A 10,944-nucleotide genomic window follows, 5' to 3' on the forward strand; every position below is an offset into this window, starting at 1 on the left:
TTCTCTCTTATGCGCCCTTGCCCCGGACAGGCAAGCCGGAAGGCCAAAGCCGTCACAGAAAGCTGCGACCGGGGCCTGTGCTTGGCACCCCCAGATGCGCGGCCAGCGAAACACCGACATCGGCAAAGGCACGGGCGCCGATAGGGCCTGCCCGCCCCGCCCCCGCCACCAGCACCGGCACCTGTTCGCGGGTGTGATCGGTTCCGGGCCAGGAGGGATCATTGCCATGATCGGCGGTCAGCACCAGGATGTCACCCTGGCGCAGACGCGGCAGAAGCTTGCCGATTTCGGCATCGAACCATTCCAGCGCCCGGGCATAGCCCGAGATATCGCGCCGGTGCCCGTAAAGGCTGTCGAACTCGACAAAGTTGGCAAAGGTCAGGCTACCGTCTTCGGCCGTGTCGATGGCCCCTGCCAGATGCTGCATCAATTCGGCATCGCTGCCCTTTTTCAGGGTGTCGATGCCGCTCATGGTGAAGATATCGCCAATCTTGCCGATGGCATGAACCCTGCGCCCCGCATCCTGCACCCAGTTGGTCAGCAGCTTTGCAGGCGGCGCAATGGCAAAGTCGCGCCGGTTGGTGGTGCGGGTGAACCCAGCCTCGGGCGTACCGACAAAGGGACGCGCAATCACCCGGCCCACTTTCATCTCATGCAGGCGCGGCGCCACCGCGCGGCACAACTCCAACAGGCGTTCCAGGCCGAATGTCTCTTCATGGGCGGCGATCTGGAAGACGCTGTCGGCGGAGGTATAGCAGATCGGCGCGCCGGTCTGCATGTGTTCGGCGCCGTGGCGCGCAATGATCTCGGTCCCCGAGGCGTGGCAATTGCCAAGGATGCCATCCGCACCCGCGGCCTTTGCCACAAGGGCGCTGAGCTCCGCTGGAAAGGCAGGATCAGTGTCGGGAAAGAAATGCCAGTTCCAGGGCACGGGCAGACCAGCCAATTCCCAATGCCCCGAAGGCGTATCCTTGCCGGGGCTGACTTCGGCGGCGCAGCCCCACAGCCCTTCGGGCGTGGCCGCCAACCCCGGAACGGGGACGGAAGAGGCCAGCCGCATGGCGGCGCCAAGGCCCAGCCGATCGAGATTGGGCAGATTGAGCGGGCCGCTGCGCCCCTCTTCGGCGCGCCCCTCGGCGCAGGCCTGAGCAATATGGGCCAGCGTGTTCGCGCCCAGATCCGGCAGATCGCCATTGTAGAAACGGTGCGCATCCGGCGCGCTGCCAAGGCCGACGGAATCCATCACCACAAGAAAGGCACGGGGCATCAGGTGATCCTTTCATGGATGAGCGGAGGCAGCTCCGGCGCCATCCTAGAAATGGTGATCGCCGCCCGCACCTCTGCGGCAGCGCGGTCTGCGGCGTCCTCGCGCGATGCATGGATGCGCGCCATCGGCGTACCGCGCGCGACCCTGGTGCCAAGCGGCAGGATATCCGACAGGCCCACTGCCGGGTCCACCAGATCGCTCTCCACCATCCGCCCACCGCCAAGGCGCACCACGGCAAGGCCCAGCGCCTCGCCATCGATGGCGCTGATATAGCCTGCCTCCGGTGCTGCCACCTCGCGGATGACGCTGGCCTCTGGCAGGACACGGGCCCAGCCCGTGGCAAAATCCCGAGGGCCACCCATGGCCGCCACCATCGTTTCGAACCGCTTGGCAGCCCGGCCATCCCGCAAGGTCGCCGATAGCTGCTCTGCCGCCTCTTCCTCTGTCTTGCAAAGCCCCGCCTGCACCAACAACACCGCTCCGAGCGCCACGGTGATCTCGGCCAGGGGACCAGAGGTCTCGCCAGTCAGAACGCGCATGACCTCGGCCACCTCCAGCGCATTGCCAAGGGAGGGCGCCAGCGGCTGGTTCATATCGGTGATCAGGGCCGAGGTCGCACAGCCCGCCGCATTGGCGGTATCGACCAGCGATTGCGCCAGCGCCCGGGCATCATCGATGGATTTCATAAAGGCGCCAGAGCCGAGCTTCACGTCCAGCACCAGCGCATCTGGGCTGGCGGCCAGCTTCTTGGACAGGATCGAAGCGGTGATCAGATCGAGGCTTTCGACCGTGGCGGTCACATCGCGGATCGCATAAAGCCGCTTGTCAGCCGGGGCAATCCGGGAGGTGGCGCCGACAATGGCGCAGCCGACATCGCGCATCAGCTCCTGCAGGCGCTCTTCGCTGACATTGATCGAAACCCCGGGGATGGCTTCCATCTTGTCCAGCGTTCCGCCGGTATGCCCCAGCCCTCGCCCCGAAATCATCGGCACATAGGCGCCGCATGCGGCCAGCGCGGGCGCCAGCAACAGCGAGACGCAATCCCCCACACCGCCGGTGGAATGCTTGTCCAGCACCGGACCGTCCAGATCCCATGTCAGCACATCGCCGCTGTCGCGCATGGCCAGCGTCAGCGCGCGGCGCCCCTCGGTGCTGAGGCCCTGCAGGCAGACCGCCATGGCAAAGGCCCCGGCCTGCGCATCGCTGACCGCGCCATTGGCCAGCCCTTCGGCAAACCAGCTGAGATCGGCGTCACTGGGTGTCTCGCCCCGGCGCAGGGCAGCGTTGATCGCACGGGCATCCATGGCCGGTTATTGTCCGTCCATATGGCAGGTCTCAAAGGCGCCGGGCAGCAGGTCGGCAATGGTGCTGGCCCGCTCGGCGCCACGGGTGGTGCCCATGGTGACGGGTACATCCCCTGCCCCGAATTCCGCGAGTTTCTGGCGGCACCCGCCGCAGGGCGGCACCGGATCGGGGCAATCGGCGATCACATAGACCTCGGTCAGCTGTTTTTCGCCCGCGGCAACCATGGCGGCAATCGCGCCGGCTTCGGCGCAGGTGCCCTCCGGATAGGCGGCGTTTTCCACATTGCAGCCCACATAGACAGCCCCCGAGGCCGCGCGGATGGCGGCCCCGACCTTGAACTTGGAATAGGGCGCATGGGCGTTTTCACGAACGGCGGTGGCGGCGTCTTTCAGGCTCATGATGTCTCCAGGCTTGTGGTGAAGGCTCCCGGCAGGCTGACTTCCAGAAGTTCCAGATCGTCCGAGGCATCGCTAAGCCGGGTTTTCATACCCGGCGGTATCACGAAGGCATCCCCGGTTTCCAGAGCGTAAGGCTCCCGCCCCTCCCCGTGCAAGGTCACAGTGCCCGCCATTACGAAGGTGAAGAGGATATCGGTGTCATGGCTGGCCCAGGGGCTGTTCCCGGCATCCGCACCTTCGCCGGGGCGCACCACCTGCACCGAGGCAACGCCCTTGGTGTTTTTATTGATGGTGGTGTCGCGGCAGATGAAGCCCGGCAAGCGGAAGGGCACCCAATCGGCGCCTGCGGCCTGATTGTAGACAAACCGCTGTCCCTGCCATTCGCGGTCGGGGCGGTAATCCGGCGTCGGCAAGGTCATCTCGTGGTCGATCTCGGTCACATGTTCCGCCGGAACGCCGATCTCGATCACCTGCACATTGTCGCTGGCCTCCAGCACGCGGTGGCGGATCTCGGGCGGCTGGATAAAGCAATCGCCCGCCGTCAGGCGCATCTTCTCGCCCTGATCTTCATAGACCACATCGACCCAGCCATGGATGCAGAAGATCAACTGGAACCCGACCCGGTGAAAATGCACCATGTCCGGTACCGGACCGCCATCGGGGATGCGGATGTGGCTGGCGATGATCGAGCCGCCGAGGCGATCCGGCACCAGGTCGCGGTAGTGCATGCCCGCGCGCCCGATGATCCAGGGCGCCTGATCCTTCAGCCTGCGCACCACGAAGGAATGCACCGTCTCCGGCATCACCAGCGGCGGGTTGCGCTCCTCGATCTCGATCTTGGTGCCATTGGGCGCGGTCAAGGTCCGCGCGCCATCGGCGAATCCTTCCGGGTCCTCGGTCAGGATCCGCAGGGTGCCCGGGCCTTCCGGTGCGCCCCGCTCGATGCGCAGACGCAGCCCATGGCCGGAAAACACCCCGATGCGCGGATCATCCGCCGGATAGATCATATCCAGCTTCATTCCCAAAACCTTGGTATAGAACGGAATATCGTCGCGCAGCTCTTCTGTGGGCAGCCGCATCTCGGCAATGGTCTCTGCCATTCTGGTCTCCCTGAGGGTAATTTAATGATCTTTTAAACTCACGGCACAGTGATCCCATTGCCGGGGATGTGCAAGGATATGCCGATCACATCGATGACAGCGACGCCCTGAGTGGAAATCGCTGTTTCCCTTCGATCCAAAGTAGTTTAACGCTAAACTATCAGTTTTGGAGCCCTTGCAATGTCCGATACACCCAACCTGCGCGACGCCGCCCTGCGCTATCACGAGTTCCCTCGCCCCGGAAAACTGGAGATCCGTGCCACCAAACCGATGGCGAACGGGCGCGACCTGGCGCGAGCCTATTCGCCGGGCGTGGCAGAGGCCTGCCTGGAGATCAAGGACGACCCCGCAAATGCGGCGCGCTATACCTCGCGCGGCAACCTGGTGGCTGTGGTCTCCAATGGTTCGGCGGTTCTGGGGCTTGGCAATATCGGCCCGCTGGCCTCCAAGCCGGTGATGGAGGGCAAGGCGGTCCTGTTCAAGAATTTCGCGGGCATCGACTGTTTCGACCTGGAGCTGAACGAAAGCGATCCGGAAAAGCTCGCCGATCTGGTCTGCGCGCTGGAACCCACATTCGGCGCCATCAACCTGGAAGACATCAAGGCCCCCGACTGTTTCATCGTCGAGAAGATCTGCCGGGAACGCATGGGCATCCCGGTCTTTCATGACGATCAGCACGGCACCGCCATCGTGGTCGGGGCGGCGGCGCGCAATGCGCTGCATGTGGCGAAGAAATCCTTCGCGGATATCAAGGTGGTTTCTACTGGTGGTGGCGCTGCGGGCATTGCCTGCCTCAACATGCTGGTGAAGCTGGGCGTCAAGCGTGAAAACATCTGGCTCTGCGACCTACACGGGCTGGTCTACGCGGGCCGCACCGAGGACATGAACCCGATGAAGGCCGCCTTTGCCCAGGAGACCGAGCTGCGGACCTTGGACGATGTGATCGCGGGCGCCGATCTGTTCCTCGGCCTGTCCGGCCCCAATGTGCTGAAACCCGACCACGTGGCCAGGATGGCCGCGCGGCCCATCATCTTTGCCCTGGCCAACCCCACCCCCGAAATCATGCCGGAGGAGGCCCGCAAGGTGGCCCCCGATGCGATCATCGCCACCGGGCGCAGTGACTTTCCCAACCAGGTCAACAACGTCCTGTGCTTTCCCTTCATTTTCCGCGGCGCCTTGGACGTCGGCGCGACCGAGATCAACGACGCCATGCAGATTGCCTGCGTCGAGGGCATCGCGGCGCTGGCCCGCGCCACCACCTCGGCCGAGGCGGCAGCGGCCTACAAGGGCGAGCAGCTGACCTTTGGCGCCGATTACCTGATCCCCAAACCCTTTGATCCGCGCCTCGTCGGCATTGTCTCCTCTGCCGTGGCCCGTGCCGCGATGGAAAGCGGTGTCGCCACCCGCCCGATCGAGGATCTGACCGCCTATCGCGCCAAGCTGAACCAGACCGTGTTCAAATCGGCCCTGCTGATGAAACCGGTGTTCGAGGCCGCCCGCGCCGCATCGCGCCGCATCGTCTTTGCCGAGGGCGAGGACGAGCGCGTGTTGCGCGCCGCCCAGGAGGTGCTGGAGGAAACCACCGAGACCCCGATCCTGATCGGCCGCCCCGAGGTGATCGAGGCGCGTTGCGAAAAGCTCGGCCTGCGCATCCGCCCCGGCACCGATGTCGAGATCGTCAACCCCGAGAACGATCCGCGCTATTACGACTATTGGAACAGCTATCACCAGACCATGGAGCGCCGCGGCGTGACCCCAGATCTGGCCAAGGCGATCCTGCGCACCAATACCACCGCCATCGGCGCGATCATGGTGCAACGCGGAGATGCGGACAGCCTGATCTGCGGCACCTTCGGCGAATACCGCTGGCACCTGAACTACGTGACGCAGGTTCTGGGCGGCGGCACCTATGCGCCTCATGGGGCGCTGTCGATGATGATCCTGGAAGATGGCCCGCTGTTCATCGCCGACACGCAGGTGCGGATCGAACCCAGCCCCGAGCAGATCGCCCAGACCGTGATGGGCGCCGCGCGGCATGTTCGCCGTTTTGGCCTCACGCCGCAGATCGCGCTCTGCTCGCAATCTCAGTTCGGCAATATCGACTGCGACACCGGTGCCAGGCTGCGGGCGGCCATCGACATTCTGGATCGCGAGAAACGCGATTTCATCTACGAGGGCGAGATGAACATCGACACCGCCCTGGATGCCGACCTGCGGGAACGCATCTTCCCCAACTCCAGGCTGGAAGGGGCCGCAAATGTGCTGGTCTTTGCCCATGCGGATGCGGCCAGCGGGGTGCGCAATATTCTGAAGATGCGCTCTGACGGGCTGGAGGTCGGACCGATCCTGATGGGGATGGGCAACCGCGCCCATATCGTCAGCCCGTCGATCACCGCGCGCGGCCTGCTCAACATGGCCGCCATTGCCGGAACCCCGGTCGCCCACTACGGATGACCCGCCGCGGATGATCACCTGCGGATAAGCCGGGGCGAATAGCCCCGCCCGCCCCGGCACCTGCCGGGCCTGCCAGGCCTGCCCTGTGACTGGCGGCCTGCCGCAGTTGGCAGGGGGGCAGGGCTACAGGCCCGAACACGGCAACATATCTAAAAATGCTAATATCAACACAATAATAACCCCCGACACTTAACAGTGACAGAACCACCTGTCTGCGCGCGAGCGGGTGGTCGTGGCACCGGCTCGAGATCATTTATCTCCAGTGCCTCGGCAAGGCGACGCAGGGTTTTGAAAAAGCCCCGATCCAAGGGTTGAACGAGTTGACGGTGAGTAATCCCAATAGTGCCTTTCCCGGCACTGCCCCCGCGGCAGAGACGGAAGGCTGCTCCACGGAGCAAAGGGCAGAGATTGATCTGTGCCTGGTGCGACATGGCTATAACAACTACCTGTCAAATATCGTGGTCAATGTCGCCTGCGGCCTGGGGCTTTACGCGGAATTCTATATCACCGGGCACAACTCCGCGCTTGTCACCGCTCTGATCGTCGGCTTGCTCGTGCTGTCTTTGGGGCGCGTCCTTGCCGGGCGCAGTGACATCCAGCGCCTGCAAGCGGTGGATACGCCCCCTTCGGACGTGGCGCGCGGCGCCAGGCGCTACTTTCTTGGCATGTCTGCCGGGGTTGCCCTGTGGGGTACCCTGCTGCATCTGGCGCTTCAAAGCGGCAATGACAACCTGAAGTATTTTGCCATTATCGTGGTCTCCGCTATGGCATCGGGTGCGACCGGCGTCATCGCGCCTTTGTTGAAATCGGGCCGCGTCTATATCAGCGGCTTGCTCATAGTGATCATTGCAGAATTGCAGCTGCAACCCGAACCGCAGCACGTTCTGAGCCTGCTGGTCGCGACCTTTTGGGGCGTGATGCTGGTCACCCATGGCCGCAACCACAATATCCTGCGCAACTCGATTGAGCTGCAGATGCGGAACCGAAGCCTGGTGGACGACCTGCGCGTGCAGCAGGAGGCCTTGACCGAGTTCAACGCCACCCTGGAAGATCGTGTCAAGCGACGCACCAGCGATCTCAAACGCCTGGCCGAACGCGACAGTCTCACGCAACTCTACAACCGGCGCGGCATCATCCAATGGGTCGAAGACCAGCGCCCCCGGATCCCCGAAGGTCATGCCTTTGCGGTCATTTTCATCGATCTGGACCGGTTCAAACAGATCAATGACGGCATGGGACATGCCACCGGAGACTGCACCCTTGCGGAAATCGGGCAGCGGCTGGCCGAGGCCGCGCCGGATCTCTGTGCCTTCTGCCGCTGGGGCGGCGATGAGTTCGTCGGGCTTCTGGCGGCACCCGAAGACCGCTGCGCCGATATCGGCCATGAATTCACCGCCCAGCTGCGCGCCATCGTGCAAAGGCCAGTCAACTTCAGCAACCGTGAGGTCTCGGTCGGCTTCAGCGCCGGACTTGCCGTCTGCCGCCCGCATCCGGTGGCGGTGAGCGAAGCGATCAGGTCCGCCGATCTGGCCGCCGGAGAGATCAAACGCACGGGGCGCGGCAATACCCTGCTTTACTCCCAGGATCTGGTGGCCGAGCAGGAACGCACCCTGATCATCGCCCAGCGCCTGAAACATGCCTTGGCCTCCGAGGAAATGCACCTGGCCTTCCAGCCGCTGGTCTGTTCCGACGATTTCTCCGTACATTCCTACGAGGTGCTGCTGCGCTGGGACAATCCGATCCTGGGCCGTATCAGCCCGGAGGAATTCATCCCCATTGCCGAGGATATCGGCGAGATCGTCAATATCGGCGAATTCGTACTCGACACCGCCCTGGCCACCTACACAGAGGAACTGGGGCGGGCATCGCATATCCGCCTGGCCCTGAACATCTCGCTGCGGCAACTGGTGGTGCCCGGGTTTGCCGAGTTTATCCTCGGCTACCTCGACAAATACGATTTGCCGCCCTGCATGCTGATCCTCGAGGTGACCGAGACCATCATCGATGCCCGCAATCAGGACGCCATCATCGGCGTTCTGAACGACCTGCATTCGCTGGGCATCGAAATCCACATCGACGATTTCGGCACCGGCTATTCCTCGCTGTCACGGCTGCATGAAATGCCGATTTCGGCGCTGAAGATCGACAAATCCTTCGTGCAGCAGATCGACGATCAGCGCTGCGCCATCATTGAGGGCAGCGTGATGATCGCCGAACGGTTCGGCGTGCACACCGTGGCGGAAGGGGTGGAAACCCTGGAGCAGGCCCGGCTGCTGCATGCCATCGGCGTGACCTACCTGCAGGGCTATCTGTTCGGCAAACCGGTAGAACATTTTGCCGAAGTCACCGTCGATTCAGATTTCCTGATCTGGTCGCAGGACAAGCAGAGCAAGGCCTCCTAGGCTCAGGGCCCGGGCGCTACTGCGCGGGCTCCTTCTCGGCTTTCTTTTCCCAGCGGCCGCTTTCCTCGGACCAGTATTGCGCCGCACATCCGGCATCGGTCAGGGTCTTCCACTGCACCCGCGCATGCTGCACCGCCTCCGGGTCGGTGCCATCGAAAAGGATGCAGACCCGTTCCAGCGCCTGCACCTCCTCGGGCGTCACCTCAGCCCCATCCACGGACATCACGCATGTCGGCTTGTTCGCCGCCTCTGTCGCCGTGGTCAGCAGGATCGGTTGATGCGCATCATGCGGGCCACCGGCCAGCCCGTGCGGCAGGAAGCTTTCGTCGCCCCCCAGCCACAGCCGTTCATCCAGCCAGGCCAGCCGCTCGGCATCAGGGCCGCGCACCGCGATGCGCCAGCCCGCGCCGCGCGCCTTGTCCAGCAGCACCGGCAGCGTGTCCTGCAGCCGCCTGCGGGTCAGGTGGTAGAAGAAAGCGGCCCCCATGGCAGTGTCATTCCGCCTCGAAACGGTCCTGCACCAGGCGGTTGAGCGCCATCACCCCCCAGCCGGTCGCGCCCTTCGGCGCATAAGAGGTATCGGTCTTGACCGAGGCAACACCGGCGATATCCAGGTGGATCCAGGGCGTCCCCTCCTGCACGAAGCGCTGCAGGAACTGCGCGGCAGTGATCGAGCCCGCCGGGCGCCCGCCCACGTTCTTCATATCGGCGATGCGCGATTTCAGCATGTCGTCATAGGCCTGGCCCAGCGGCATTCGCCAGGCGCCTTCATCCTCGGCGCTCGCGGATTTCAGGAAGGCATCGCAGAGCTTGTCGTCATTGGAGAAGACACCGGCATTTTCATGACCAAGGCCGATGATGATCGCACCGGTCAGGGTGGCCAGATCGATCATCCCAGCCGGTTTGAAGCGGTCCTGCGCGTACCACATGACATCGCAGAGCACCAAACGCCCCTCGGCATCGGTGTTGATCACCTCCACCGTATCGCCCTTCATGGTCTTGACCACATCACCGGGACGGGTGGCATTGCCCGAGGGCATGTTCTCGACCAGCCCCACCAGGCCCACCACATTGGCCTTGGCCTTGCGCAGGGCCAGCGCCTTCATGGTGCCGGTGACAACGCCTGCGCCACCCATATCCATGGTCATGTCTTCCATGCCCGCCGCCGGTTTCAGCGAGATGCCGCCGGTGTCAAAAACCACGCCCTTGCCCACCAGCGCTAGCGGTGCCTCGTCCTTGGGACCGCCCTTCCACTGCATCACCGCCACCTTGGAGGGGCTGTCGGACCCCTGCCCAACCGACAAAAGGCAATGCATGCCCAGCTTCTCAAGATCCGCCTCTTCGAGGATCTCCACCTCGACACCGATCTCGCTGAGCCCTTCGATGCGGCGGGCAAATTCGCTGGTGGTCAGCACATTGGCCGGCTCGTTGATCAGATCGCGGGTCATATGCACGCCCTCGGCCACTGCCTGCAGCGGTGCAAAGGCGGCTGTCATCTCCTCGGGTCTTTTGTGGGCGATCACCACCTCGCCCGCCTGGGTTTCCTCTTTGGGTGTCTTGTGCTGATCGAAATCATAGGCGCGCAGGGCAATCCCCATGGCCAGATCGGCGGCGCGGCTCATCGGGCCGGCCATCACGGTCATCGCCTTGCCCTTCGCCAGTTTGGCCAGTTCCGCACCGGCCTTGCGGGCCTCGGCCTGACTGATCCGCTTGGGCAGAACCAGCACATGCAGCGCCTCGGCCACCAGGCCCGAGGGCCAGTTCAGGCTGATCACCTGACCGGTTTTTGCGGATGTGAAGGTCTCGGAGTCTTTCAGCCGGGCAAGCGCGCCCTTGGTCAGCCGATTGGCGGTGCGGGCGGCCTGACCCATCGTGCCTTCAGGGGGCAGCACAACCACAAGATGGCCACTGATCTGCGCCAGCTCCTTGGGGTCGAAGGCGTCAAAACGGATCGGGGTCAGACCAGACATCTCATGAGCTCCTGTCGTCTTAGGCATGCGTTTTGCAACAGCTAGCCT

8 protein-coding genes are annotated in these 10,944 nt (G+C 63.8%); 2 read left to right on the forward strand and 6 right to left on the reverse strand.

Annotation, left to right across the window (positions count from 1 at the left end; all coding sequences use genetic code 11):
• Window positions 1-52: 52 nt before the first annotated feature.
• The 4 genes from PXK01_RS13135 to PXK01_RS13150 are packed head-to-tail and all read right to left on the reverse strand — an operon-like array spanning window position 53 to window position 4,070.
• Window positions 53-1,267 carry a phosphopentomutase gene (locus PXK01_RS13135; RefSeq protein WP_274860418.1) on the reverse strand — a complete coding sequence of 405 codons (1,215 nt, stop codon included), beginning with the start codon at window positions 1,265-1,267 and terminating at the stop codon, window positions 53-55.
• On the reverse strand, window positions 1,267-2,571 hold the full coding sequence (locus PXK01_RS13140) for a thymidine phosphorylase (RefSeq protein ID WP_274860420.1): 1,305 nt from the start codon (window positions 2,569-2,571) through the stop codon (window positions 1,267-1,269). Before PXK01_RS13140 ends, PXK01_RS13135 begins: the two co-directional genes overlap by 1 nt.
• Before the next feature lie 6 nt (window positions 2,572-2,577).
• Window positions 2,578-2,970: a cytidine deaminase gene (locus PXK01_RS13145; protein ID WP_274860422.1), complete on the reverse strand. Its 393-nt coding sequence runs from the start codon at window positions 2,968-2,970 to the stop codon at window positions 2,578-2,580.
• Window positions 2,967-4,070, reverse strand: coding sequence for a cupin domain-containing protein (locus PXK01_RS13150; protein ID WP_274860423.1), 1,104 nt, complete (start codon window positions 4,068-4,070; stop codon window positions 2,967-2,969). Before PXK01_RS13150 ends, PXK01_RS13145 begins: the two co-directional genes overlap by 4 nt.
• 180 nt (window positions 4,071-4,250) lie before the next feature.
• On the opposite strand from PXK01_RS13150, the gene PXK01_RS13155 reads away from it, so the two are divergent.
• Together PXK01_RS13155 and PXK01_RS13160 are read left to right on the forward strand one after the other, a co-directional pair.
• Window positions 4,251-6,524, forward strand: coding sequence for an NADP-dependent malic enzyme (locus PXK01_RS13155; protein WP_274860424.1), 2,274 nt, complete (start codon window positions 4,251-4,253; stop codon window positions 6,522-6,524).
• A gap of 326 nt (window positions 6,525-6,850) precedes the next feature.
• Window positions 6,851-8,926, forward strand: coding sequence for a putative bifunctional diguanylate cyclase/phosphodiesterase (locus PXK01_RS13160; RefSeq protein ID WP_274860425.1), 2,076 nt, complete (start codon window positions 6,851-6,853; stop codon window positions 8,924-8,926).
• A 16-nt stretch (window positions 8,927-8,942) separates the two neighbouring features.
• On the opposite strand, the gene PXK01_RS13165 is transcribed toward PXK01_RS13160, so the two are convergent.
• Window positions 8,943-9,413 carry a DNA polymerase III subunit chi gene (locus tag PXK01_RS13165; protein ID WP_274860426.1) on the reverse strand — a complete coding sequence of 157 codons (471 nt, stop codon included), beginning with the start codon at window positions 9,411-9,413 and terminating at the stop codon, window positions 8,943-8,945.
• A 7-nt stretch (window positions 9,414-9,420) separates the two neighbouring features.
• Complete coding sequence (locus PXK01_RS13170) at window positions 9,421-10,896, reverse strand: leucyl aminopeptidase (RefSeq protein ID WP_274860427.1); 1,476 nt, start codon at window positions 10,894-10,896, stop codon at window positions 9,421-9,423.
• Window positions 10,897-10,944: the final 48 nt, after the last annotated feature.

The sequence above is a fragment of the Phaeobacter sp. PT47_59 genome (assembly GCF_028890025.1).
Classification (GTDB): Bacteria; Pseudomonadota; Alphaproteobacteria; order Rhodobacterales; family Rhodobacteraceae; genus Phycobacter.